General features: G+C 72.7%; 23 protein-coding genes. 15 read left to right on the forward strand and 8 right to left on the reverse strand.

Features of this window, described 5'->3' with window-relative positions; translation table 11 throughout:
• Nucleotides 1-176 precede the first annotated feature (176 nt).
• Together ACIA8K_RS07845 and ACIA8K_RS07850 are read left to right on the forward strand one after the other, a co-directional pair.
• The gene (locus tag ACIA8K_RS07845; RefSeq protein WP_396056170.1) at nucleotides 177-509 is read left to right on the forward strand and encodes a WXG100 family type VII secretion target; all 333 of its coding nucleotides are present in this window, start codon (nucleotides 177-179) and stop codon (nucleotides 507-509) included.
• Entirely contained in the window at nucleotides 506-790 is a 285-nt protein-coding gene (locus ACIA8K_RS07850) for a WXG100 family type VII secretion target (protein ID WP_396056172.1), read from the forward strand. Before ACIA8K_RS07845 ends, ACIA8K_RS07850 begins: the two co-directional genes overlap by 4 nt.
• Before the next feature lie 110 nt (nucleotides 791-900).
• Here the strand turns inward: ACIA8K_RS07850 and mycP are convergent, their stop codons facing one another.
• Complete coding sequence (mycP, locus tag ACIA8K_RS07855; protein ID WP_396056174.1) at nucleotides 901-2,136, reverse strand: type VII secretion-associated serine protease mycosin; 1,236 nt, start codon at nucleotides 2,134-2,136, stop codon at nucleotides 901-903.
• A gap of 214 nt (nucleotides 2,137-2,350) precedes the next feature.
• Between mycP and ACIA8K_RS07860 the strand changes: the two genes are divergently transcribed.
• Together ACIA8K_RS07860 and ACIA8K_RS07865 are read left to right on the forward strand one after the other, a co-directional pair.
• Nucleotides 2,351-5,605 (forward strand): SseB family protein, encoded by a 3,255-nt coding sequence (locus tag ACIA8K_RS07860; RefSeq protein WP_396056176.1) that lies wholly within the window; start codon nucleotides 2,351-2,353, stop codon nucleotides 5,603-5,605.
• Complete coding sequence (locus tag ACIA8K_RS07865; protein ID WP_396056712.1) at nucleotides 5,602-5,967, forward strand: hypothetical protein; 366 nt, start codon at nucleotides 5,602-5,604, stop codon at nucleotides 5,965-5,967. Before ACIA8K_RS07860 ends, ACIA8K_RS07865 begins: the two co-directional genes overlap by 4 nt.
• Before the next feature lie 223 nt (nucleotides 5,968-6,190).
• Here ACIA8K_RS07865 and ACIA8K_RS07870 read toward each other — a convergent pair whose 3' ends face one another.
• The gene (locus ACIA8K_RS07870; protein WP_396056178.1) at nucleotides 6,191-7,099 is read right to left on the reverse strand and encodes an alpha/beta fold hydrolase; all 909 of its coding nucleotides are present in this window, start codon (nucleotides 7,097-7,099) and stop codon (nucleotides 6,191-6,193) included.
• 118 nt (nucleotides 7,100-7,217) lie between these two features.
• Complete coding sequence (gene acs, locus ACIA8K_RS07875) at nucleotides 7,218-9,179, reverse strand: acetate--CoA ligase (protein WP_396056180.1); 1,962 nt, start codon at nucleotides 9,177-9,179, stop codon at nucleotides 7,218-7,220.
• A gap of 299 nt (nucleotides 9,180-9,478) precedes the next feature.
• Here acs and ACIA8K_RS07880 point away from each other — a divergent pair, with 299 nt between their 5' ends.
• Nucleotides 9,479-10,198, forward strand: a complete 720-nt coding sequence (locus ACIA8K_RS07880) for an oxidoreductase (RefSeq protein WP_396056714.1) — start codon at nucleotides 9,479-9,481, stop codon at nucleotides 10,196-10,198.
• A 409-nt stretch (nucleotides 10,199-10,607) separates the two neighbouring features.
• Here ACIA8K_RS07880 and ACIA8K_RS07885 read toward each other — a convergent pair whose 3' ends face one another.
• From ACIA8K_RS07885 to ACIA8K_RS07895, 3 genes are all read right to left on the reverse strand, one after another.
• The gene (locus ACIA8K_RS07885; protein WP_396056182.1) at nucleotides 10,608-11,093 is read right to left on the reverse strand and encodes a PH domain-containing protein; all 486 of its coding nucleotides are present in this window, start codon (nucleotides 11,091-11,093) and stop codon (nucleotides 10,608-10,610) included.
• A gap of 325 nt (nucleotides 11,094-11,418) precedes the next feature.
• Nucleotides 11,419-12,219, reverse strand: a complete 801-nt coding sequence (locus ACIA8K_RS07890; protein ID WP_396056184.1) for an HAD family hydrolase — start codon at nucleotides 12,217-12,219, stop codon at nucleotides 11,419-11,421.
• Nucleotides 12,220-12,536: 317 nt separating this feature from the next.
• Nucleotides 12,537-12,908 (reverse strand): STAS domain-containing protein, encoded by a 372-nt coding sequence (locus tag ACIA8K_RS07895; RefSeq protein ID WP_396056186.1) that lies wholly within the window; start codon nucleotides 12,906-12,908, stop codon nucleotides 12,537-12,539.
• A gap of 215 nt (nucleotides 12,909-13,123) precedes the next feature.
• On the opposite strand from ACIA8K_RS07895, the gene ACIA8K_RS07900 reads away from it, so the two are divergent.
• The 8 genes from ACIA8K_RS07900 to ACIA8K_RS07935 all read left to right on the forward strand — a co-directional run bounded on the left by ACIA8K_RS07900 (nucleotide 13,124) and on the right by ACIA8K_RS07935 (nucleotide 18,727).
• Nucleotides 13,124-14,131, forward strand: a complete 1,008-nt coding sequence (locus ACIA8K_RS07900) for a P-loop NTPase (protein ID WP_396056188.1) — start codon at nucleotides 13,124-13,126, stop codon at nucleotides 14,129-14,131.
• The gene (locus ACIA8K_RS07905) at nucleotides 14,128-15,375 is read left to right on the forward strand and encodes a TadA family conjugal transfer-associated ATPase (protein ID WP_396056190.1); all 1,248 of its coding nucleotides are present in this window, start codon (nucleotides 14,128-14,130) and stop codon (nucleotides 15,373-15,375) included. Before ACIA8K_RS07900 ends, ACIA8K_RS07905 begins: the two co-directional genes overlap by 4 nt.
• The gene (locus tag ACIA8K_RS07910) at nucleotides 15,372-15,953 is read left to right on the forward strand and encodes a type II secretion system F family protein (RefSeq protein ID WP_396056192.1); all 582 of its coding nucleotides are present in this window, start codon (nucleotides 15,372-15,374) and stop codon (nucleotides 15,951-15,953) included. The genes ACIA8K_RS07905 and ACIA8K_RS07910 overlap by 4 nt, the downstream gene beginning before the upstream one ends.
• Entirely contained in the window at nucleotides 15,950-16,159 is a 210-nt protein-coding gene (locus ACIA8K_RS07915; protein WP_396056194.1) for a hypothetical protein, read from the forward strand. The genes ACIA8K_RS07910 and ACIA8K_RS07915 overlap by 4 nt, the downstream gene beginning before the upstream one ends.
• Nucleotides 16,160-16,296: 137 nt before the next feature.
• Nucleotides 16,297-16,968, forward strand: a complete 672-nt coding sequence (locus ACIA8K_RS07920) for a type II secretion system F family protein (RefSeq protein WP_396056716.1) — start codon at nucleotides 16,297-16,299, stop codon at nucleotides 16,966-16,968.
• Between the two features lie 96 nt (nucleotides 16,969-17,064).
• Nucleotides 17,065-17,193, forward strand: coding sequence for a DUF4244 domain-containing protein (locus ACIA8K_RS07925; RefSeq protein ID WP_396056718.1), 129 nt, complete (start codon nucleotides 17,065-17,067; stop codon nucleotides 17,191-17,193).
• Nucleotides 17,190-17,765 carry a TadE family type IV pilus minor pilin gene (locus tag ACIA8K_RS07930; protein WP_396056196.1) on the forward strand — a complete coding sequence of 192 codons (576 nt, stop codon included), beginning with the start codon at nucleotides 17,190-17,192 and terminating at the stop codon, nucleotides 17,763-17,765. Before ACIA8K_RS07925 ends, ACIA8K_RS07930 begins: the two co-directional genes overlap by 4 nt.
• Before the next feature lie 404 nt (nucleotides 17,766-18,169).
• A complete protein-coding gene (locus ACIA8K_RS07935) occupies nucleotides 18,170-18,727 on the forward strand; it encodes an Rv3654c family TadE-like protein (protein ID WP_396056198.1) in 558 nt (185 codons plus the stop codon).
• On the opposite strand, the gene ACIA8K_RS07940 is transcribed toward ACIA8K_RS07935, so the two are convergent.
• Complete coding sequence (locus tag ACIA8K_RS07940; RefSeq protein WP_396056200.1) at nucleotides 18,664-18,882, reverse strand: hypothetical protein; 219 nt, start codon at nucleotides 18,880-18,882, stop codon at nucleotides 18,664-18,666. The two genes, ACIA8K_RS07935 and ACIA8K_RS07940, sit on opposite strands and share 64 nt — an antisense overlap.
• A gap of 123 nt (nucleotides 18,883-19,005) precedes the next feature.
• Nucleotides 19,006-21,627, reverse strand: a complete 2,622-nt coding sequence (locus tag ACIA8K_RS07945) for a DEAD/DEAH box helicase (protein ID WP_396056202.1) — start codon at nucleotides 21,625-21,627, stop codon at nucleotides 19,006-19,008.
• Between the two features lie 107 nt (nucleotides 21,628-21,734).
• On the opposite strand from ACIA8K_RS07945, the gene ACIA8K_RS07950 reads away from it, so the two are divergent.
• Nucleotides 21,735-22,106, forward strand: a complete 372-nt coding sequence (locus ACIA8K_RS07950; protein WP_033339217.1) for an STAS domain-containing protein — start codon at nucleotides 21,735-21,737, stop codon at nucleotides 22,104-22,106.
• Nucleotides 22,103-22,543, forward strand: coding sequence for an ATP-binding protein (locus ACIA8K_RS07955; protein WP_033339216.1), 441 nt, complete (start codon nucleotides 22,103-22,105; stop codon nucleotides 22,541-22,543). The genes ACIA8K_RS07950 and ACIA8K_RS07955 overlap by 4 nt, the downstream gene beginning before the upstream one ends.
• The last annotated feature ends 493 nt before the right edge of the window (nucleotides 22,544-23,036 follow it).

Here is a 23,036-nt window from a genome sequence, read left to right on the forward strand (position 1 = left end):
GTTCCGGTGACCCTTCGTACAGCGGCCCGGCTCGGCGTTTGCGCTGGTCGACGGCGCGGGTTTGCCTCAGAAACGCCCGGGCGCTCCCGGCATGCGGCTATTGAGCCGTGGGGTCGCGGAGGGCGGCAGGGCTGGCTACCTTCCGAACCGCCGGACGACTTCGGGAGGTGCGGCGGATGGCAGATGTGACCACAGTGGACGTGGCGGCGCTTGTGGGCGCGGCGGTGCGGTGCGAGGAGGCGGCGGCGCGGCTGCGGGCGCTGCTGGACGGCGTGCGGGCGGCCTGGCCGGGGCGCGGCGGATCGACGGTCTGGCAGGGCCGGGGCGGAGAAGCGTTCGAAGAGGTGCGACGTGGTTGGGCCGCCGAGCAGGAGGCGCTGGTGAGCGCGCTCGCCGAGACCGGCGTGCTGCTGCGGGCGACGGCGGCCCGCTACGTGGCGACGGACGACGGGGCGGCGTGGCAGATCGCGGCGGCGGTTCGCCTCGGGGCGGGGGAGTGGGGCGGATGATGCTTGTCGTCGACGTTGCGGCGCTGCGGCGGGTGGCGGCGGAGATCGCGGCGGCACGCGCGCTGCTCGACTCCACACTGGACGAACTGGACACCGATGTGCGCCCGCTGAACGAGACATGGGGTGGCGTGGCACAGCGCGCCTACGCGGAGCGGCGGGAGGCATGGCGTCGCGCGGCCGGTGAGCTGGCCGCGTCGCTCGGCGAGATCGGGCGCGCGGTCGACGACTCGGCCGCCGACTACCTGACCGCCGAGCAGCGGAACCGTGCGCTCTTCGATTGACGCTGCCAGGCGTGCGCTCATCGGACCCGATGTTCATCGGACCCGATGTTCATCGGACCCGGGCGGACTCGGCGCCGCCCCGGGCCCCGCCGCAGGCCGTCGGGATCCGCCTAGGAGGCGTCGTCGAGTTCGGCGGCTGCGCGCCACCGTCGGCGGCGGGCGCGGGGCAGCACCACGGCGAGCGTGAGCGTGAGCACCACGGCGGCGAGCCCGGCGGCGGCGAGCGTGAGCGCGCGGGGTGTGCTGTCGTTCCGGGCGGCGGCGGCTGCGGCCTGAGCTGCCGGGATCGCCGGTGCCGCGGCCGGGCCGGGCCGGGTGGACCGCGGCGCGGGAACGGCGTCGGAGACCGCGCGGAACGGGTTGAGGACGCCGTAGCCGTACGCGTCACTACTCGGTCCGCCCGGGGCCGGGTCGGTGGTGGCGATGATCCGCTCGATGACCTCGGTGGCGGTCAGTTCGGGCGAGCGCTGCCGGACAAGCGCGGCCGTCGCGGCGCCGAACGGCGCGGCGTAACTGGTCCCGTCCGCGTAGGCGTGCCCGCCGCCGGGCCGCGCGGTCAGCACGTGCGCGCCCGGAGCCACCAGGTCGACGTAGGCGCCGGCCTGGGAGTAGTCCGCCGCCTGCCCGTCCTCGGTGATCGCGCCGACGCCGAGGACCCCGGCGTACGCGGCCGGGTAGGGAACCGGGTCCGCCGGCCGGGGCGGGTCGCTCCCGCCGTGCTGGTTACCGGCGGCGGCGACCACGACCACGTCCTTCGCCGAGGCGTAGCTGATCGCTGCCCGAACGGCGGGGTCGTCGCCGTAGAGGACCACGGAGAGGTTGAGGACGTCGGCGCCGTTGTCCACCGCCCAGCGGACCGCGGCGGCGAACCGGTCCGGCGGCACGGTCCGGCCGGTCTGCGCGCCGTCGACGATCTGCTGCTCGCTTACCCGTACCGGCAGAATCCGTGCTCCAGGCGCGAGGCCGTGGAACGCGACGCCGTCCGCGGGGGCCGCAGCGATCAGGCTGGCGACCGCGGTGCCGTGCCCGACGCAGTCGTGGATGCCCTCGCCGCCGGGGTCGAGGAAGTCGGCGCCGGGCAGCACGTGTCCGGCCAGTTGAGGGTGGGTGGGGTCGACACCGGAGTCGATCACCGCGACCACGATGCCGGTGCCGTCCGCGACCGGGGAGAGGCGGCCGGCGCCGTACCGCCGCTGGGCCCAGGGCTCGTCCCGGACGATGCCGGAAGCCGGGACGGTCGTTTCGCACGCCGGAGCGGTGGTCGAGTGTGCCCTAAGGGGTACTGGCGCGAAAGCGGAGAGTTGTGTTCTGATGCCCGCCAGGTGCGTGGCGGTTTTCTGTGGCATGGTGGGTTCTGGAGGGATAAATCCCGTCAAAGTCCACAGCACGGTGACTGCGGCGATGCCTGCTCGGCCACGCATCCCGCCTCCTTCGCTGCGGCGAATGGTAGCCGGGAGAACCTGACTCTGTGACCCACTCCGGCCGCGCGTTGTGATCTTGGATCTACCTTGTAGGTTGTACGCGAATGCGTCTGGCCTGATGGGTTGAAGGGAGGTGGCCGTGACTGATTGGGAGCCGGCCACCGAGGCCGAAGAGGCCATGCGGGAGGCCCTCCGTAAGGAGGACCAGGAAGCTTACTTCCAGGTGCTCGCGCGTACGGAGCTGTTGTTGCCCGTCTCCGGCGACACCCCGAGCGGCGGCGGCCCGCTGAGCTGGGGCACGTGGACGACGGGCGGGCGCACGCACGTGCTGGCGTTCACCTCGGCCGCCTCGCTGCAAGCCTGCCTCGCCCAGCACGCCGGGTCGACGCGCCATGTGCCGTACACCGAGCTGGCCTCCGGCTGGCCGAACCCGGACTGGTGGCTCGCCGTCAACCCCGGCCTGCCCATCGAGGGTTACCTCCCGGCCTGGTTCGTGTCCCAGCTCGCGCGCGGTGACGTGCGCCTGCCGGGGCGGACGATGGGGGCCCGTGCCCGCCTGATCAAGGCCGACAACGCGAACCGCGCCCGCGCCACCGCGTCCGTGCCGGGCATGAAGCCGCCGAGCGAGGACGAGGTTGCGGCCGCGATCGCCGCGCCCGGCCTGGCACAGTCACCCGGCACGCTCGACGGCGCCGGGCTGATCACCAGCACCGAGCCGTCCGCGGGCCTGCCGGTCACCGACCCCGGACCCACCCGGTGGGCGGCGTCGCCGGGGAGCCCCGCGTCCAACGGGGACGAGTTCCCGGCCCGGACCGCCGATCCACTGCCGACCCGGCCGCGCGAGACGGTTCCGGCCGGTGGGGACACGTCCCCGCCGCGGTACGGCGAGGCGTTCCCTGCCACGCCGCCGCGGTACGGCGCGGGCGTGACGGATACGCCGTCGCACAGCGAGGGTGGGCTGCCGAGGCGGCCCGCCACAGAGCCGGGCGGCGCGGACACCCGGCCGCCGGGGTTCAGCCCGCTGCCGTCGCGACCGGAGACGTTCACGCCGTCGTCGTCGGATCTGCCGCCGTTCGGGTCGAACGCGCCGGCGAGGGACCTGCCGCCGTTCGGGTCCAATGCGCCGGCGAGGGACCTGCCGCCGTTCGGGTCGAACGCGCCCGCGGTTGACCTGCCGTCGTTCGGTTCCGACGCGCCGGTCGCGCGGAGTGGGACCGATGCGTTGCCGAAGCGGCCGCCCGGTGGCGAGTCGCTGCCGAAGCGGCCCGGTGGCGGAGAGTCGGCGCCGAAGGCGGACTTCAGCCCGACCCGGCCCGACTTCGGTGCGCCAGCGCCGTTCCGGCCCGCGGCGGACCCGCTGGCCGCACGGCCCGGCAGCGATGCACCGGCGCAGCGCCCTGAGGGCAACGGCTTCATGCCACGCCCGGACAGCAGCGGATTCCCGCAGCGCGCGGCGAGTGGTGGTCTGCCGGCGCGGCCGGAGAACGGCAGTCCGGAGGGCAACGGGTTCACGCCGCGGCCGGACTCAAGCGGTTTCTCGCCGCAGTCCGCGGAGTCCGCCGCGGAGACGCTGCCGAAGCGGCCCCCGGGCGGCGAGTCGATGCCCAAGCGTCCCTCGGCGGCGAGCGCTTTCCCGGCCCGCCCGGCCGCCTTCCCGCCTGCCTCGGAGGAAACGCCGGCCCGATCGGCCGCTGACGCCTTCGCGCCGCGGCCGGTTGCCGATGCGTTCCCGTCCCGGCCCGGCGCCGACGCATCGCGGTCGGCTACTGACGCGTTCCCGTCCCGGCCCGGCGCCGACGCATCGCGGTCGGCCACTGACGCGTTCACGTCACGTCCGCCCGCCGATCCGCTTCCGGCCCGGCCCGGCCCGGACCCGCTGACCCGGCCCGGTGTGGACTCGCTGCTGGCCGCCCGGTCCGGCGCCGACTCGCTGCTGTCCCGGCCCGGGTCTGACGCGCTGCCCACCCGCCCTGGTGCCGACCCGCTTCCGGCCCGGCCCACTCCGGCCGAGTCGACGGCGCCCACATCACCTGCAGCACCCACATCACCGGCGGCACCCACGTCACCGGCGGGGCCCGACGAGACGCCCGTGGTCGGCCCCGGTGGACTGCCGCGCCGGCAGGCCAGCGCCACCCCGACCGTCTACGGCGGCGCGGTCCCGGTCGACGAGGCCAACGACTACCTGCGCGGCTCCACGTACCAGCCGGAGGCGGAGACAGCGGCCCCGGAGCGCGGGCCGCACGTCTGGGCCGCGCCCGGCGAAGCGCCCTCCTACGGTGCGGGCTCGCCGTCGTACACCACCCAGCAGCCGGATGCCGGGGCGTACGCGCCGGATCCGGATCGGCCGTTCTCGCCCGCGCCGACGCCCGCCTACCGCCCGGAGTCGCAGACCGCGCCGCCGGCCGACCTGGCCGGGTTCGTCGCCGCGAACGAGGTCGAGGAGGACCTGCTCACGGCCGCCGGCGACGGCAGCACCGACTCGTTCCTCTCCACGCTGCTGCTGGCCCGAGTGCTGCTGCCGCTCAAGCCGGGCAGCGGTCGCACCGGCTCGCGGCCGGGCGACCCGGACTTCGCGTGGCGTACCGACGTGATCGACGACGAGCGGTACGTGGTGGTCTTCACCTCTCCGGAGCGGCTGGCCGAGCACCTGGTCGGCGGCGAGGCGGTCGAGACGGTCGGTGTGAAGTTCGCCCACCTGATCCGCCACTGGCCGGACCCGGGCCTGTCGTTCGCGGTCAACCCGGGCAGCCCGGTCGGCGCGACGCTGCCGGGCAGCCAGATCGTGGCGCTGGCCAGCTGGGCCAAGGAGGTCGGTCTCGGCGAGGACTCGGAGCCGGAGGAGCCGATCACGGCCGCGCCGGTGCGGGTGGCCGAGATGCCCGCGCCCGCGTCCCGCCCACCGGACCCGAACGTGCCCACCGTCATGCAGAAGACGGTCGGGCCGGAGCAGGTCGACTACTTCCTGAGCCGCGGGTACGACCGGGTGTCCGGCTTCGTGCACCGGGCCAACGAGGTCGAGCACTTGAGCACGCCGACGCAGCTGCTGACGGCGCTGGGCCTGATCTACCCGGGCTCGGTGTACCGGGCCGAGACCGAGACCGTGTACCTGCTGCGCTGGCCCGCGTACCGGCCGTCGTTGTACCGGATCCCGTACGGCGGGCAGAACGACGGTGCGATGCGCGCGATGGAGGGCTGGGTGATCGAGCGTGCGCCGTTCCGGGGCAACGGGTTCGCGCCCGGCGACAGCTCCGACGTGATCGCCGAGTTCAAGGTGGACAGTGCCCGGCTGCCGCACGGTTCGGAGCTGTGGAGCGTGGACCGCTCGGGCCGGCAGTCGCTGCTCGCGGTGCTCGACACGGACTCGATGACCTGGCGGAAGGCCGGCAACAGCTGATGCGCGACGGTTATGTGGTCCGCTACCAGAACCGCGAGTACGAGGCGAGCCCGGACGGCGACAACGTCCGCATCTACCAGCCGCAGCCGGGCGACGGCTTCAGCGAGGTGCGCCCTGGCCGGTTCGTGCGCGTGCTTCACACCGGCGAGGTGGACGACCTGACGTATGTCCGGACGACCTGCACGTGGCAGGGCGAGCCGTTCATCGTGCTCGGCGAGGCCGACGGCTGGCTGCGGGTGGAGTACACGGGCGGCAAGGCCCCCGTCGCACAGGCGCTCGGCCTGGAAGAGTTCGACTTCGGCGTCTACCAGGGCTGGGCCCCCCTCGCCGCCGTCACCGACCTCCGCGAAACCCGAATCTAAAGCACCCCTTTAGCGCCAGTGCCGTAGCGCCCGTGCCCTAGCCGCCGGTCTTGATCTTTGCTGCAGTTTCTCCGGTCCCCCCACGGCCCGCACCGCCCACGTGAGGCGCGGGCGACCAGAGGTGACGCATTTTCCCCCCGGGAAAATGTGTCACCGCCGGGAGTGGCGCCGAGCCCGGAGGAGCGAAGCGACGACCAGCCATTCAGCCCAGCCATTCATCCAGCTACTTAACCCAGCGCAGGATCTCCGAGGTGACAAGCGACGGGGCCTCCTGGTGCGGGAAGTGGCCGACGCCGACAAGCGGTAGCCACTCGTAGGAGGACCGGACGTACCGGCTGGAGCCCTGGGCGGTGCGCGGCAGGATCGCCATGTCCTGGGTGCCGTGCATCTGCAGCGTCGGCGTGATCAGCGGCCGCTGCATGAGCTTCACGAATCGGTAGCCGTGCAGTCGCAGCACGGATCGGAATGCCCAGCGGTAGCCCTCCATCGCGCAGAACGCGGCCTGCGGGATGGTGATCGCCTCCCGGCATTTCGCCTCGTAGTCGGCGAACCCGGGGCTGTTCACCCACTCGCGCCCGCCCCAGCGGCGCAGCATGTTGCCGACCTCGGCGCCGTTGTCCCGGGCGAGCGTGTGCTCGTACCGTGGGAGCTGGTATTTGAGCGTGTGGGTGGTGGCCGCGATCTGGCCGCGCGGGTCGGAGATGAGGGCGGTGCGCAGCCGTAGCGGGTGGGCGGCGCCCATCACGATCAGCCGGCTGACCATCTGCGGGTGGAACGCCGCGGTGGTCCAGCCGATCATGCCGCCGGCGCCCGCGCCGACCACGACCGCGGACCGTTCACCGAGCGCGCGGATCAGGCCGGCGACGTCGGCCGCGAGCGTGTAGCCGTCGTACCCGCGTGGTGGTTTGTCGCTCGCCCCGTAACCGCGGAGGTCCATCGCGACGGCCCGATAACCGGCGTCGGCGATCTGCGGAAGGATCTGATGCCACGCCCACCAGAATTCGGGAAATCCGTGCAGGAACAGCACGAGCGGGCCGGTGCCCGCCTCCACGACGTGAAATCTGCTGCCGTTGGCGCCGACGAACCGGTGTGTCCACGGCCCCTCGATCAGCACGCTGGCGTCGTCAATCATGGGGTAAGCGTAGGGCTGCCCTGCGAACGCGCATCCGGGGTGCCCAGTAAGAAAATACCGAAAGACATTCGGGGGTACGGATGAGTGTCGCTTTGTCCGTACCCCCGCCGGTCTTTTGTTAATCGTCCGATTTGCTGTTCTGCATTCCGCTGGCGATCAGGTCCATCACTGTGGAGTCCTGAAGCGTGGTCACGTCGCCGAGCGAGCGGTGCTCCGCCACGTCACGCAGCAGCCGGCGCATGATCTTGCCGGAGCGGGTCTTCGGCAGCTCCGCGACAAGCATGATCTGGCGCGGCTTGGCGATCGGGCCGAGCGTCTTGGCCACGTGGTTGCGCAGCTCCTGGATGAGCGCCTCGCCCGCGTCGCCGCTGGTGTCGACGTTGCCGCGCGGGATGGTGAACGCGACGATCGCCTGCCCGGTGGTCGGGTCGGTGGCGCCGACGACAGCGGCCTCCGCCACCGACGGGTGCGAGACCAGCGCGGACTCGACCTCGGTGGTGGAGATGTTGTGGCCGGAGACGAGCATGACGTCGTCGACGCGGCCGAGCAGCCAGATGTGGCCGTCGTCGTCCTTCTTGGCGCCGTCGCCCGCGAAGTACATGCCCTCGAACCGGGACCAGTAGGTCTCCACGAACCGGTTGTCGTCGCCCCAGATCGTGCGCAGCATCGACGGCCACGGCTCGCGAAGCACCAGGTAACCGCCGCCGCCGTTCGGTACGGACTTGCCCTGGTCGTCGACCACGTCCGCGACGATGCCGGGCAGCGGGGTCATGGCGGAGCCGGGCTTGGCCGCCGTCACACCGGGCAGCGGGGAGATCATGATGGCGCCGGTCTCGGTCTGCCACCAGGTGTCGACCACCGGCGTGTTGTTGTGGCCGATCGTCTCCCGGTACCACATCCAGGCCTCGGGGTTGATCGGCTCGCCGACGCTGCCAAGGATGCGCAGCGAGGACAGGTCGAAGCCGGCCGGGATGTCCGCGCCCCACTTCATCATCGTGCGGATCAGCGTGGGCGCGGTGTAGAGGATGCTGACCTTGTACTTGTCGACGATCTCCCAGAACCGGGACTTGCTCGGCGTGTCCGGCGTCCCCTCGTACATCACCTGGGTCGCGCCGTTGGCAAGCGGGCCGTACACGATGTAGGAGTGGCCGGTCACCCAGCCGATGTCAGCGGTGCACCAGTAGACGTCGGTCTCCGGCTTCAGGTCGAAGACCGCATGATGCGTGTACGCGGCCTGCGTCAGGTACCCGCCGCTGGTGTGCAGGATGCCCTTCGGCTTCGCCGTGGTGCCGGACGTGTAGAGGATGAAGAGCGGGTGCTCCGCGTCGAACGGCTGCGCGGCGTGCTCGGCCGAAGCCTGCTCGACCGTCTCGTGCCACCACACGTCCTTGTCGCCCCAGGCCACGTCCTGGCCGGTGCGGCGCACGACCAGCACCTTCTCGACGCTCGGCGTGCTCTGCAGCGCCTCGTCGACGATCGACTTGAGACCGGACGGCTTGCCGCGCCGGTAGCCGCCGTCCGCGGTGATCACGACCTTGGCGGTGGCGTCGTTGATCCGGTTGCTGAGCGAGTCGGCGGAGAAGCCGCCGAAGACCACGCTGTGCGTGGCGCCGAGACGCGCGCAGGCAAGCATGGCGACCGCGGCCTCAGGGATCATCGGCAGGTAGATCGCGACCCGGTCGCCGGCCACCACACCGATCTCGGTGAGGTAGTTCGCCGCCTGGCTGACCGAGGCCAGCAGGTCGTTGTAGGTGATCGTGCGAGTGTCGCCGGGCTCGCCCTCCCAGTGGATGGCGACCTTGCCGCCGTTCCCCGCGGCCACGTGCCGGTCGAGGCAGTTGTAGGCCACGTTCAGCTCGCCGCCGACGAACCACTTCGCGAACGGCGGGTTGGACCAGTCGAGTACCTGGTCCCACGGCTTCGACCACTCCAGGCGGCGCGCCTGCGTCTCCCAGAACGCCAGCCGGTCGTCGGCCGCCTCCTGGTAGGCCGCGTCGGTCACGTTGGCCTCCGCGGCGATCGCGGCGGGCGGCGGGAACGTCCGTGTCTCCTTGAGAAGATTCGCCAAGGTCTCACTCATCGATGAACTCCTCGTCAGACGTCCGTGTGATCCAGGTCTCCGCCCGAGAGTATCGTCGGACCTGGTGAGCGGCGAGGCGCGGTCACCGTACGCGCCGAATGGCGCACGGTGAGCGCCCACTGGTTGATCTTTGCACCGCTCCCTTCCTCCGTGAAGGGACTGTTACGGGTCGATTTCCCCTAAGTCTTTCCTAATGGGCTGTGACCAGGGCCGGTACCGGGCCGCTGCGCCCACCTCGCTACAGGCCCCGGGAAGCCCGGGGCGGTAGCGTTGCGTCCGTGGATCCCCTCGCACCCCTGATGGAGCTGGCCGACATCTCCGCGGCCGTCGCCACCGCGCGTGACCGGGCGGACGCCGCGATGCGGCACCGCGCGCTGCGCCGCAAGGGCGGCCAGGTCGCCGCGGAGGTCGGGCTTCGCGCGGCGGTCGCAAGCGCCGCCCTGGAGGGTGCACATCACGATCTCGAGGTGGTACGGCAGGGCGCCGTCACCGACCCGGTCATGCAGGGCGCGCTGCGCGTGGTCGGCGCGGTGGACGGCCTGGCGCCGCGCTGGCAGACCGCGCCCCGCCAGGTCCTGGCCCGGCTGCACGTGCTCGCCGCCCGCGGTCTGGTCACTGACGACGCGCTCGGCCGGCCGGTCGCGGACCCGGTGGTCGCGGCCCGGCTGGACACACTGATGGGCCTGGTGGCGGGCGGCACCCGGGTGCCGCCGCTGCTGCTGGCCGCGATCGTGCACGGCGAGCTGCTCAACCTGCGCCCGTTCGAGGGCCCCTCCGGCGTGGTGGCGCGGGCCGCGGCCCGGCTGACGCTGCTCTCCACCGGCTTCGACCCGCGCGGGCTGATCGCGGTCGAGGTCGGCCACCTGGCGCGCGAACCGGAGTACGTCGGCGCGGCCAGCGCGTTCGCCACCGGCACGCCTGACGGACTGCGCTCCTGGCTGCGGCACTACGCGGCGGCGGTCGAGGCCGGCGCCGACGAGATCGCCCCGATCGGCGACGCGGTGCTTGCCGCGGCCTGAGCGGCGACGCTCGTCCGGGTGTCCCGGGCCCACCGCACGACCGGCCCTGAGCCGTTCCAGGGGTGTCGCGAGACCGCCGCCACGCTGCCTCAGGGTGTCGCGGGCCCACCGCCGGACCGGTCCTGACCTGTTCCAGGGTGTCGCGAGACCGCCGCCATGCTGTTAAGGGTGTCGCGGGACCAACCCATGGGACCGGCGCCAAGCGTTCAGGGTGTGGCGGGTCCACCGCGGAACCGGCTCCGAGTGTTCAGGGTGTGGCGGGTCCACCGCGGGACCGGCTCCGAGCGGCGGGGAAAGCGGAGCGCCAGCGGAGTCTTTGCCCGCCGCTCGGTTTGCCCGCGGGAGCATGCGGGCCGCACCCCGGCGGAAGCGGGAAGATCTGCTTCTGGCTCTGTGTTCGTGCCGGCCCTCAGGCGTTATTGGTGCTGAGCTGCAGGTTGTGGCGTTCGCGAAGGTCGTGGAAGACCTGGCTGAACAGGCCGGGGCGGGAGTGGAAGTCGACGCCCTGCGCCCACAGCTCCGTCTTGATCTCGGCGCCGTCGTGGCGGTCGATCAGCACGGTCAGGCCGCTCGGGATGCGGAACGCGCCGACCCGGTAGGTCACGTCCTGCATGCGGAACCGGTCGATGGCGGGCCAGCGGACCGTGCGGGTCCAGAACAGGCCGCGCACCTGGACGCCGAGATCGCTCACGTAGACGCCCATCCGGGCGATGCGGAACGCGCCGATCGCCCAGGCCACGGCCAGGATGAGCGAGAAGACGACTGTGGCGCGCAGGTCGAAGCCGAAGAGCCGGTCGCTGGTCCAGCCGAGCGCGGTGATGCTCGCGGCCTCCCAGGCGATCACGAGCCACCGCCCGCTGCCCGGTGGGTACGGGCGGGTCCAGTGTGTCTTCATTTGTGCAAGTATGCCTCGGGTCTTGGCACGTCTGCGTTGCCTGTTGTGCCGGGCCCTGATCGGACTTCCGGTGGGCCGTGCGTGGACGGCGCCTCGATCACGAGGCGCCGTCACCACGCCCGGTCCGGGTTATCAAGCGTGTCCGTATCGTCGTCTGCACCGGTCCCGGAGGATCCGATGCCACGTGCCTATGCGGCAGGCTGCGCGTGGGTGCCCGGTGGTCGTGAGCGGGTCGCGCCCGCCCTCTTTTTCTACACCGTCGCGAGCTTGATCGCCAGGCTCTTGGCGGATCGTGTTACGGGAGTGCCTGATTCGTTCTACCAGCTCAGGCCGTTGCGGCGCGGGCCTTGCGCATGCGGCCGTACCAGGCGATGCCGATGACGACGCCGACACCGACGCTGAGCGCCGCGGCCGTGATCGGGACGGCCGGCTGGGTGCGCAGGCGGCGGCCGATCGCGATCGGGTGGCGGAACTCCAGGATCGGCCAGCCGCGCTCGATCGCGGTCCGGCGCAGCGTGCGGGACGGGTTGACCGCGCTCGGATGACCGACGCATTCCAACAGCGGCAGGTCACTGCTGGAATCCGAGTACGCATAGCACTCGGACAGGTCGTAGCCGCGCTCGGCGACCAGCCGGTTGACGCCCTCGACCTTGGCCGGGCCGGCGGCGTAGAACTCCACCTGGCCGCTGTACCGGCCGTCGACGATCTCCATCCGGGTGGCGATCACGTCGGTGATGCCGAGCAGTTCGCCGATCGGGCGGACCATCTCCTCGCCGGACGCGGAGACCAGCACGACGTCCCGTCCGGCCGCCTGGTGCTCGGCGATCAGGGCGGTGGCCTCGGCATACACGTACGGATGGATGAGCTCGTGCAGGGTCTCGGTGACGATCTGACCCACCTGCTCCACGGACCAGCCCTTGCACAGCTGCGCCAGGTAGTCGCGGGTGCGGGCCATGGTCTGCTCGTCGGTGCCGCCGAGCCGGAACATGAGCTGGGCGTACGCCGACTTGACGACGTCCCGCCGGGTGATCAGCCCATCACGATAGAACGGACGACCGAAGGCCAAGGCGCTTGACTTGGCGATGACGGTCTTGTCGAGATCGAAAAACGCGGCGCTTCGGCCCACGGCAGCAGAGTTTAACGTGACCGTGCCAGAGAGCCGGAGCGGCGCCGGAGTTTCCGCCGGTTCGCCCGTGATTCTGCAGGTGATCTCGGGTGGGGTCCTGTCCGCAACGCGGCGTGTCGAGAGTCATAAAGCGTTCGCCACTCGACGTGCGCGGCCGACTTCAGGCATCCTTAGGATCGCGACGCCGATTCACGTCCTCTGAGGTGTCGCCCGAAGGCCCTCGGCGGTTGCACCCCCCGTGACTGCCGAGTGGGTTCGGCTCGACCCCCCCGGAGTCGGACCCCCGGACGGCCCCCGTCACCCCCCGACGGGGGTCGTCACCTTTCCCCGGTCCTTTGTGGCTCGTGTCGCGCGGTCGTTTCCGGTGACTCCACGCCGAAGAGAGCGCTCAGGCCGGTGACCGCGAGGACCCGGCGGAAGGCCGGGCTGGGTGAGGCGACCGAAAAAGCGCAGTTCGCATCCGCCGCCGCGCGGTAGCCGGCGATCAGCGCGCCGAGTCCGGTCGAGTCGATGAACGTCGCGGCTTCCAGGTCGATCCGGATCGCCGCGGGGGCGTGCTCGGCCAGCACGTTCCAGATCTCGTCGGTGATCTCGTCGGCATTTGTGTAGTCGACCTCGCCCTCGATCGAGACCACGACCAGGGGTCCGTGCGCGGCCGAATCCGGGGACAGCTCGCAGGTGATCTCCATGGGCATCGCTCCAATGCCGTACCGGCGATCAACATACCCAACATCATTCACGTTCGCTCGGCGGGTGTTCGGGTGTTCCCTACCAGCTGAGAGCCTGCTCGGCGGCCTGTCCACAGGCAGGAAAGTTATCCACAGGCGGTCCTCACGCATGGGTACGAGCGGCGAGCCTTCTCTCGATGTCTTCCGGCACTTCCCCGGACTTCGGAGGGATTTCGATGGCCCGCACCGGTTCCCGGCCGCTCGTCGTCACCGCCGACGAGGCGCTCCTCGACGATCTGCTGCGCCTCGCCGCGATGGCCGGCACCGAGCTCGAGGTCGCCACCGACCCGGCCGCGGCCCGCCCGCACTACGAGCGTGCGTCAATCGTCCTGGTCGGCCCCGACCAGACCGAGCCGCTCGACCGCGCCCGCTTCCGCCGTCGCGCGGTCGTGCTCGTCGGCCGCATCGCCGTCGACGATCCACCTCCCGGCCTGATCCGGCGGCTCGGTGTCGAGCACATTGCCGTGCTCCCGGCCGCGGCGAGCTGGCTCGTCACACGGCTCGGCGCCGTCGCGCTCGCCCCACCGGGGCACGTGATCGCGCTGCTCGGCGGCCGTGGTGGCGCCGGGACCAGCACGTTCGCGGTCACGCTCGCGGTCACCGCGGCCCACGCCGGGCAACGCGTCATGCTCCTCGACGCGGACCCGCTCGGCGGCGGGCTCGACCTGATGCTCGGGCTGAGACAGTTCGACCGACCCGGGCCGGGCGAGCTTGTGGCGCTCACCCTCGAGACGGCCGGGCCGGGGGACGTGCTCGCCGACGCGGCCGTCACCACGCTCGACACCGCCCGCCGCGAGCGCGACCTGGTCGTGGTCGACCTGCCACGACACCTCGGCCTGATCGGCGAGGCAGTGCTGCGTAACGCCGACCGGACGTACCTCGTCATTCCCGCCGAACTGCGCGCCTGCCTCGCGGCGGGCAGGGTTGCCGCGCTCGCCCGGCCGCACAGCCGTCACCTCGCGGCGATCGTCCGGGACGCGTCAGCGGACACGCTTCCCACGGACGACGTCGCCCGCACCGTGCGCCTTGCCGTCGCCGGGACGTACCGGAGCGACCCAGCGCTCCGCACGGCCCTGGCCCGCGGCGAGGTGCCGCCCGCCGACGGGCCCGGCCCGCTGGTGGACCTCTGCCGCCGCCTCCTCACGGCCCACCCGGGCCGTGGCACGGGGGAGGCGGCGGCATGAGGGGCGCGGCCGGGCTCTCCGCCCGCGTGCGGGAACGATTCACCGTCGACGGGGCGGATGCGACCGAGGCCGCGGTGGTCGCCGCCGTGCGCACCGACCCCGGCGCCGCCGACCTCGGCCGCGGCGCGGTGCTGCGCCTCGCCGAGCGGGTCCACGGCGACCTGGTGGGCGCCGGGCCGCTGACCCCGCTCCTGTCCGACGAGGCGGTTACCGACATCCTCGTCAACGCGACGGACGTGTGGGTGGACCGGGGCAACGGCCTGGTCCGGGCACCGATCACGATGGGCGGGCCGGACGACGTACGCCGCCTCGCCCAGCGCCTCGCCGCCGGTTGTGGACGCCGCCTCGACGACGGGCAGCCGTTCGTCGACGCCCGGCTCCCGGACGGCACCCGCGTGCACGCGGTCCTGCCGCCGATCGCGACCACCGGGCCGTACCTGTCGTTGCGGACGTTCCGGCAGCGCCCCTACCGCCTCGGGGACCTCGTGCTCGCCGGCACCCTCCCCGGGCCGGTCGCGGAGATCCTGCTGGCCGTGGTCTCCGCCCGGCTCGCCTACCTCGTGGTCGGCGGCACCGGCTCCGGCAAGACCACCATGCTCAACACGCTGCTCGGCCTGGTGCCGCCGACCGAGCGCATCGTGATCGTCGAGGACGCCGCCGAGTTGCGCCCCCGGCACCCGCACGTCGTCACGCTGCAGGCCCGCGTCTCCAACGTCGAGGGCGCCGGCGCGGTCGACCTGCGCACGCTGGTCCGGCAGGCGCTGCGCATGCGTCCCGACCGGCTGATCGTCGGCGAGTGCCGAGGCGCGGAGGTCGTCGATCTGCTCGCGGCCCTCAACACCGGCCACGACGGCGGCGCGGGCACGCTTCACGCGAACAACCCGTCGGATGTGCCGGCTCGGCTGGAGGCGCTCGGCATCGTCGGCGGTCTGCCCCGGGCCGCGTTGCACGCGCAGGTCGCGGCCGCGCTTCAGGTGTTGGTGCACCTGCGACGTACGACCCGGGGCCGCGTCGTCGACTCGATCTCGCTGCTCGCGCCGGAGGGGCCCGACCGGCTGCTGACCACGCGGACCGTCTGGCAGCTCGGGCTCGGCCCGGGTCCGGCCGCGGCCGAACTGGCCGGGCTGCTGACCGACCGGCAGGTGCCGGTGCCTCACCTGCTGCGGGCGCCGGTCTCATCACCGCGTTCGGCCCAGGTGACAGTCCTTCGGCAACGGGTGTCGCTCGGCGGGGACGCGTCGTGAGGACCCGTGTGCTGGTCGCGGGCATCACAACGGTCTCCGCGCTGGCCGGGCTGCTGGTGGCCGGGCCGGTGGGAATGCTGGCGGCGGTCTACTGCCGGCTGGCCGCGCGCGGAGTGCTGCATGCGGCCGCTACCCGGGCAGAGATGCGGGCGCGCACCCAGACGCTTGACGCGCTCTGCACGCTCGCGGCGGATCTGCGGGCCGGCCTGCCACGCACCGACCCGCCCGTGCTTGCGGACCCGCGCATCGGGCGCCTCACCACTGCCGCGTGGCGGCTCGCGGAGCGTACCGGCGCACCCCTGGCCGACCTGGTCGAACGCATCGAGTCAGACACCCGTGCACTGGCCCGGGGTGAGGCCGCCGCGGCCGCCGAGGCCGCAGGCGCACGCGCCACCGCCTGGCTCCTCGCCGGGCTGCCGGCGGGCGGTCTCGTCCTCGGCGTGTTCATGGGCGTCGACCCGCTGCACGTCCTGCTCCACACCCCGGTCGGCGCCGCGTGCGCGACCGGGGCCGTGCTTCTCCAATCCGCCGGCCTCGCCTGGGCCAACCGTCTTGCCACGCCGGGAGTCACGCCATGACCACGTTCTCGTTCCTGAGCTTCTGCGGCACGCTCGCCCTGCTGCCGGGCCGTGCGGTTCCCGGCTGCGATGTCACCCTTCCCGCCTGGCTGCCGCCGCTCCCGCCCCGCCCGTCGGACTCTCTCGCATCGGGCCGGCGGCGTCGGCGTGCGTTCCGGGCCGGCCTTCCCGGCTTCCCGGGCGCCATAGCACGGGTGGCGTCGTGATCTGGGCCGTCGCGCTGGCCGCGGTCGCGGGCATAACGGCGCTCGCAGGTCTGTGGGCGCCGGAGCTACAGCGAACTTTCCGGGCCCCGCGCGGCGCCGACGCGCTCGATGCCGCCGAGTACGCCGGCGGCCCGAGCGTGTCCGGAGCGGCCCCGCGCGGGGCAGTGGGGCGGGCGCCTGGACGTGGAGTCGAGAGCCCTGGGCAGGAGCGCCCACGGCTTGTGCTGCTGCTCGCCGGTGCGGCCGGCGCTGGAGTGGCGGTGGCGCTGACGGTCGGCGGGTGGGCCGGGTACGGGCTCGGCGCCGGTGCGTCGGTAACGGCATTCCTCGTTCTGCGCAGGCTCGAACCGGCCGCAGCCCGGCACGTGCGGCTGCGGGCCGTCGCCGACCTGCCACTGGCCGCGGACCTGCTTTCCGCCACGCTCCGCGCGGGCGCGCCGGTCGACCGGGCCGCGGCCGCGGTCGCCGAGGCGCTCGGCGGACCCCTCGCCGTCCATCTCGGACGGGTGGCACGGGCGCTGCGGCTCGGTGCGCCGGCGGAGGAGGCGTGGGGCTACCTGACTCCGGTACCGGGCGCCGAGCGGCTGGTGGCGGCCGCGGTCCGGTCCAGCGCGAGCGGGGCGGCGTTGGCCGGGGCACTGACCCGGCTCGCCGACGACCTGCGATCCGATCGCGCGATCGCCGCTCAGGTGGCCGCGCACCGCGCCGGTGTGCTCGTGGTGCTGCCGCTCGGTCTCTGCTTCCTGCCCGCGTTCATCCTCGCCGGCCTCGCGCCGGTGATCATCGCCGTCCTCAGCGACCTGCTGTGACCCTGTGAAGTGAGGAAACCCATGCTCGACTCGACCCTCAGCCGTCTCGGCGCACGACTCCGCCCACTCATCCGCCGCCTGCGCGGTGACGCCGGCATGAACACCGCGGAGTACGCGGTCGGCACGCTTGCCGCCGTCGCCTTCGCCGCGATCCTGCTCAAGGTGCTGACCAGCCCGAACATTCAGAAGGCCCTGACCGACGTGATCGAGCGGGCCCTCAAATGATCAACCTTGGATATCGGGGTCGCCACCATCACATCGGCGTCGCCGGCCGCGTGTTCCGTGCCGTCGCCGCGCGTTTCCTTCCGGCCGAGCGCTTCCACCCGGTCCCGATGCGGGCCGAGCCGGTGTGGCCGCCGCTGTCGCCGACGGCGGTGGGCGGGTGCGACCTGGCATCCGCTCCGGCAGCTGTGGAGCGCCATGCCGGTAGGACTGGTCAGCGGCCCGCGGGCGGCGATCAGGGCGCGTTCACCGTGGAGTTCGCGGCCGCGCTTCCCGCGATGATGATGCTGCTCTCGGTGGGGCTCACCACGGTGACTGCCGCATCCGACCGGGGCCGCTGCTACGACGCCGCGCGGGATGCCGCGCTGGCGGCCGCACGCGGCGGTTCGGGCCTGGAGGCCGGGGCGGCTGCTGCTCCTCCTGGAGCGTCGATCGAGCTACATGACGAGGGCGGCCAGGTAAGGGCCGTGGTGTCGGTACCGGTCCGCACGTTCGGCTTCGACCTCCCTCAGCTCCGCGCGACCGGCACGGCGGTGGCCGCGGTCGAGCCGGGCGTCACGGTGGTCACCGAATGACGGCCGGCGATGGCGGTGGTGCGCTTTTGGCGCCCGCGGGGTGCGGAGTCGTGCCGACAGCCCATGTCGTGAGCCTGGACGCGTGCGGAGTGGCGGATGCTCACGCTGGCCGAGGTCGGCGCGTGGCGTCGCCACGTGTTGCGAACGTGCGCGCGGGCTTGGCGATGGGCGGTGTGGCGAGTTCGCGTATGGCGTCGGGCGACCGTGCAACCTCGCGTGCGGCGTTGGGCGGTTTTGCGAGCTTGCGTGAGACGTCGGGCGGTCGTGCAGCCTCGCGCGTGACATCGGGCGGTCGTGCGAGTTCCTGTGTGGCGTCGGGCGGTTGTGCGCGCCCTCGGGCGGCGTCGGGCGGTTGTGCGCGCTCGTGCTTGGCGGTGACCCGTTCTGGGAGTCCGCGCCTTCGCATGGTGCCGGATCGCGGTGGGGCTTCGCTCTGGGTGCTGGCGGTGGGGTTGTTGCTGGTCTCCGCGGGCATTTTCGGCGCGGCCGTTATCGGGGCGGAGACCGCGCACCGACGGGCGCAGAGCGCGGCGGACCTCGGGGCGCTCGCCGGTGCGCCGCTCGTCGTGCGCGGTGAGGCGGTCGCCTGTGAGCAGGCCGCGCGCGTGGTCACGGCGAACGGCGCCCGGCAGCTGCTCTGTGCGGCGGACGGGCTGAACCTCGCCGTGCGCGTCGAGCTGGCCGTGGAGCCGTGGCCCGGCCTGCACGCGACGACCGTGGCGGTGGCGCACGCCGGGCCGGCGACCGCACCGGCCGGACCGGACGATCTGCCCGACTCACCGGCGGCCACCTCCAGCTCCTCCGCGTCGCCCGCGGCCACGCCCGGCGCCACGCCTGAGGTCACCTGGCTGCCAGCCGGTGGGCCGGATCCGCCCGCGGCCGGACCTGGCAGGCCGGGTCAGGCCGCGTGGGAGGTGGCTGATGGGGAGGGAAGGCGGACGTTGATGGCGACGAGGAGCTGATGCATCTTGTCGAGGCGCTGGTAGATCCAGTCGAGGCGTTCGGCCTGGGCCAGGGCGGCGTAGGCCTGGGCCAGCGCGATCTGCTGGTCAACGGTGAGGGTGTCGGGATCGATGCTGTAGACGAGCTCGACGGTGTCGGACATGGTGTTCGCCACGGTGGTGCTCCCTTGAGGTCGAAGTGCGGCCTGGAGTGCGGAAGCGCGGTGCTGAAAGAGGCATGGTAGCGCTCCCATGCATCGATCGGCATCATGAAGCGTGTCGCCTGGCGGATCCCGCGATTAGCGGGCGGCAGGAAGTGCGGCGAGGACCGCGTCAAGAACCTGTACGGCGGCGTCCTTGGCCAGCGGATTGTTGCCGTTCCCGCACTTGGGGGACTGGACGCAGGCGGGACAGCCGGTATCGCAGGCACACGAGCTGATGGCCTCGCGGGTGGCGCGGAGCCAGTCGGCGGCGACCGCGTGGGCGCGCTCGGCGAAACCGGCGCCGCCCGGGTGGCCGTCGTAGACGAAGACGGTCGGGAAGCCCGTGTCGGGGTGTGCGGCGGTGGAGATGCCGCCGATGTCCCAGCGGTCGCAGGTGGCTACCAGGGGAAGGAGGCCGATCGCGGCATGTTCGGCGGCGTGCAGCGCGCCGGGGAAGTCGACGGGCTCCACGCCCGCGGCCTCCAGCGCGTCCGGGGTGATGGTGAACCAGACCGCGACCGTGTGCAGTTCACGGACCGGCAGGTCGAGCGGCCGGGTGTCGATGACCTCGCCGGAGCCGATGCGCCGGCGCTGATAGGAGACGACCTGGCTGTGCACGTCGACCTCGCCGAGGAACAGCCCGACCGGGCCGGCGTCGACGTACTCGCGGACCGACGTCACCTCGAGCGAGGTGACGTCGCGGGCGTGCGTGGTCCAGTCCGGCTCCTCCGCGCGGACCAGCGCGACCGCGTCGTCGAGGTCCAGGTCCTCCACCACGAAAGAGCTGCCCTGGTGCAGGTAGACGGCGCCGGGGTGAACCATCATGTGCGACGACGCCGGGTCGACGGTGCCGAGCAGGCGGCCGGTGGCGGACTCGACCACGTTGATCGGCGCGCCTCCGCCGCCGCGCAGGTCCACGTCCGGCCGGGTGCGGTGGGTCCAGAAGAGCCCGGTGGGACGACGTCGCAGCGCGCCGGACCGGACCAGCGCCTCCGCCGCGGCCACGGCCGGTTGGCCGCCGAAGAGCTCCAGATCGTCGGCGGTCAGCGGGGCCTCGTTGGCGGCGCAGCAGAGCTGGGGGCCGAGCACGTACGGGTTGGCCGGGTCCAGGACCGTCGCCTCCACGGGACGGCCGAACAGCGCGTCCGGGTGATGCACCAGGTACGTGTCCAGCGGGTCGTCGCGGGCCACCAGGACGGCCAGCGCCTCGCCGCCGGAACGGCCCGCGCGCCCGGCCTGCTGCCACAGCGACGCCCGGGTGCCGGGATAGCCGCAGATGATCACCGCGTCCAGGCCGACCAGGTCGACGCCGAGTTCAAGCGCGTTCGTCGAGGCCATGCCGAGCAGCTCGCCGCTGAGCAGCGCGTGTTCGAGCGCGCGCCGTTCCTCGCGCAGGAAGCCGGCCCGGTAGGCGGCGACGCGCGCGCCCAGGCCGGGCACGGCCTCGTCCAGCGACCGGCGGGCGATGGCAGCGACCACCTCGGCACCGCGCCGGGACCTGACGAAGGCCAGCGTCCGCACGCCGTGCACGATCGCGTCGGTGAGCAGGTCCGCGGTCTCACGCAACGCGGAGCGCCGGACGGACGGGATGGCGAGCTGGTCGTCCGGGTCCGGGTCCGGCTCGGCGAGGTCGGCGGCGCTGAGGCCGGGTGGCAGCAGCGGCGGCTCCCACAGTGCGAATGTGACACCGCCCCGCGGCGACCCGTCCGTGGACACGGCGGTCACCGGCAGTCCGACCAGCCGGGTCGCGGTCGCCGCCGGATCACCGGAGGTCGCGGACGCCAGGAGGAACACGGCCCGCCCGCGCCGCACGACCCGCCCGCGCGACGCCACCGCCCCGCCCCGATGCCCGCCGACCCCCACCGCACCCTGAGCCGGAATCACCGCACCCGCAGTCACCGCACCCGCAGTCACCGCACCGGGAGTCACCGCATCCGGAGTCACCGCATCTGGAGTCACCGCACCGGGCGTGACCGCACGGCCGTAACGTGCTCCCGATGCCGTCCCGTCGCGATCCGGACCGCCGTTGCCCGCGCCGAACGCCACCGGCGCATACCGGTCCGCCGTCCGGCGGAGGCGGCGCAGCACGTGGGCCACGTGCGAGCCGAACAAGCCCCGGTAGACGTGGCACTCGTCGACGATGACGTGGGTCAGGCGGCGGAGGAAGGCGGACCAGAGACCGTGATTGGGGAGAATGCTGTGGTGGAGCATGTCCGGGTTGGTCAGGATGAACCGCGAGTTCGCCCGGATCCACTCCCGCTCTTCCTGCGGGGTGTCACCGTCGTAACAGGCCGGGCGTACCCCCGGAGCCAGGGCGCGGACCGCACGGAGCTGGTCGGCCGCGAGCGCCTTAGTCGGCGCGAGGTAGAGCACCGTGGCCTTCGGGTCGGCGGCCAGCGCGGACAGGGCCGGCAGCAGGTAGGCGAGCGACTTGCCGGACGCGGTCCCGGTGGCGACCACCACGTGCCGGCCCGACCAGGCGAGCGCGGCGGCCTCGGCCTGATGTCGCCACGGCCGCGGGATGCCGCGTGCGGCAAGGGCGGCGCGCAGGTCCGCGGGCACCCAGGCGGGCCAGTCGACCGGGTCTCCGGCGGCGGGTGGAACGCGTTCCACGTGCGTCACGGAGGGGGAGGTGTGCAGGCGCCGCAGCAGCTCGGCCGGGGGGAGCGCGGTGTTCGCCACGTCCTGCACTCTCGCACTGGTGTGCGGAAAACCCAAACGAGAACGGGGAAGCACGGGGCCGCGCGATGCGACCCGGCCCGCCCGATGGTTAGATTCGACTTGGCGCGACCGCACCTTTGCGCCGCCAAAGCCGAGGAGGACTGATGGAGCTGCAGTTGGCGACCCGCACCGTCGCCGGGCACACGGTCCTGGAGGTGGGTGGCGAGGTCGACGTCTACACCGCGCCACGGCTGCGTGAACGACTGGTCGAGCTGATCGACGGTGGCGTGCGTGGCGTGATCGTGGACCTGGGCGGCGTCGAGTTCCTCGACTCGACCGGGCTCGGCGTGCTCGTCGGGGCGCTGAAGCGTCTGCGCCCGGTCGGCGGCACGTTCGGTCTGGTGTGCGCGAAGGAGCCGTTGCTCAAGATCTTCCGGATCACCGCGCTGGACCAGGTGTTCCCGATCTATCCGTCGGTCGACGCGGCCGTCCAGGCTGCGGGCGGGGCGGGCGCGGACTCCGGCCCTACCGCGTGATGGCGACTGTCCGACTGGCCTTCTCACCAGCGCCTGTGCACGTGCGCACCGCCCGTCTGGTGGGCGTGGCCGTCGCCCGCCGCGCCGGCGTGGCGGAGGAGTTGCTTGACGAGGTTCGGCTGGCGATCGGCGAGGCCTGTGCCCGTGCGGTCGCGCTGCACCGGCAGTACGGCGTGTTCGCGCCGGTCCAGGTGGAGATGTCCGACGAGAGTTCGTACACCGTTCGGGTGATCGACCGCGCGCCGATCGAGGCCGGTCTGGGCATCCCGTCGATTCCGCCGGACGAACTGGCCAACGAGTCGCTCTCCGACGACGAGTTGACCACCGGTGTCGGATTTGCACTATTGGCCGGATTTGTGGATGATCTCCAGGTGCGCCCGGTGGAAGAGGGCGTGGGCACCGAGGTCCGCATGGCCTGGCCCACGCACGCCGCCTGACGCCGTAACTGAAGATCAAAACCACATTCACAGGCCTTCCTCGGTACGACCCGGTCCGCCCACGGTGCGCTCCGAGGGCATTCCGGCCGGCGTCCGCTCTCGCCTCGCACGCCTGACAGGTGCACGAGGAAGCCCGCGGGTGCGTCTGCTCGGCGGGATGAAGTCGCGCATGCCGGGTGCTGGATGCGTGCCGGGTGTGCGGAACGCGAGTCGAAGCCCGCCCCTGCTGCATCGGAGCGGGTGCGGGAAGGCCTACCGGGGGTCGCGTCGCATCCGAGTCGGGTGCGGGGAGACGCGCGGTAGCCACGCCGCATTCGCGCCGGATGCGGAAGGCCCACGGCGGTTGCGCCGCATCCGAGCCGGGCGCGGGGAGACACGCGGTGGCAACGCCGCATCCGCGCCGGGTGCGGAAGGCCGCCAGTGGTCGCCCTGCATCCGCGCCGGGTGCGGGGAGGCCCACGGTGGTCGCGCTGTGTCCGAGTAGGGCGCGGAA

Source organism: Catenuloplanes sp. NPDC051500, assembly GCF_044454585.1.
Lineage (GTDB): Bacteria > Actinomycetota > Actinomycetes > Mycobacteriales > Micromonosporaceae > Catenuloplanes.

Excerpts from the sequence above, each read along its gene's own strand:
- ACIA8K_RS07845 (WP_396056170.1), top strand. The coding sequence starts at position 177 with ATGGCAGATGTGACCACAGTGGACGTGGCGGCGCTTGTGGGCGCGGCG.
- ACIA8K_RS07850 (WP_396056172.1), top strand. The coding sequence starts at position 506 with ATGATGCTTGTCGTCGACGTTGCGGCGCTGCGGCGGGTGGCGGCGGAG.
- mycP (WP_396056174.1), bottom strand. The coding sequence starts at position 2,136 with ATGCCACAGAAAACCGCCACGCACCTGGCGGGCATCAGAACACAACTC.
- ACIA8K_RS07870 (WP_396056178.1), bottom strand. The coding sequence starts at position 7,099 with ATGATTGACGACGCCAGCGTGCTGATCGAGGGGCCGTGGACACACCGG.
- acs (WP_396056180.1), bottom strand. The coding sequence starts at position 9,179 with ATGAGTGAGACCTTGGCGAATCTTCTCAAGGAGACACGGACGTTCCCG.
- ACIA8K_RS07880 (WP_396056714.1), top strand. The coding sequence starts at position 9,479 with ATGGAGCTGGCCGACATCTCCGCGGCCGTCGCCACCGCGCGTGACCGG.
- ACIA8K_RS07885 (WP_396056182.1), bottom strand. The coding sequence starts at position 11,093 with ATGAAGACACACTGGACCCGCCCGTACCCACCGGGCAGCGGGCGGTGG.
- ACIA8K_RS07895 (WP_396056186.1), bottom strand. The coding sequence starts at position 12,908 with ATGGAGATCACCTGCGAGCTGTCCCCGGATTCGGCCGCGCACGGACCC.
- ACIA8K_RS07900 (WP_396056188.1), top strand. The coding sequence starts at position 13,124 with ATGGCCCGCACCGGTTCCCGGCCGCTCGTCGTCACCGCCGACGAGGCG.
- ACIA8K_RS07905 (WP_396056190.1), top strand. The coding sequence starts at position 14,128 with ATGAGGGGCGCGGCCGGGCTCTCCGCCCGCGTGCGGGAACGATTCACC.
- ACIA8K_RS07915 (WP_396056194.1), top strand. The coding sequence starts at position 15,950 with ATGACCACGTTCTCGTTCCTGAGCTTCTGCGGCACGCTCGCCCTGCTG.
- ACIA8K_RS07925 (WP_396056718.1), top strand. The coding sequence starts at position 17,065 with ATGAACACCGCGGAGTACGCGGTCGGCACGCTTGCCGCCGTCGCCTTC.
- ACIA8K_RS07930 (WP_396056196.1), top strand. The coding sequence starts at position 17,190 with ATGATCAACCTTGGATATCGGGGTCGCCACCATCACATCGGCGTCGCC.
- ACIA8K_RS07935 (WP_396056198.1), top strand. The coding sequence starts at position 18,170 with ATGGTGCCGGATCGCGGTGGGGCTTCGCTCTGGGTGCTGGCGGTGGGG.
- ACIA8K_RS07950 (WP_033339217.1), top strand. The coding sequence starts at position 21,735 with ATGGAGCTGCAGTTGGCGACCCGCACCGTCGCCGGGCACACGGTCCTG.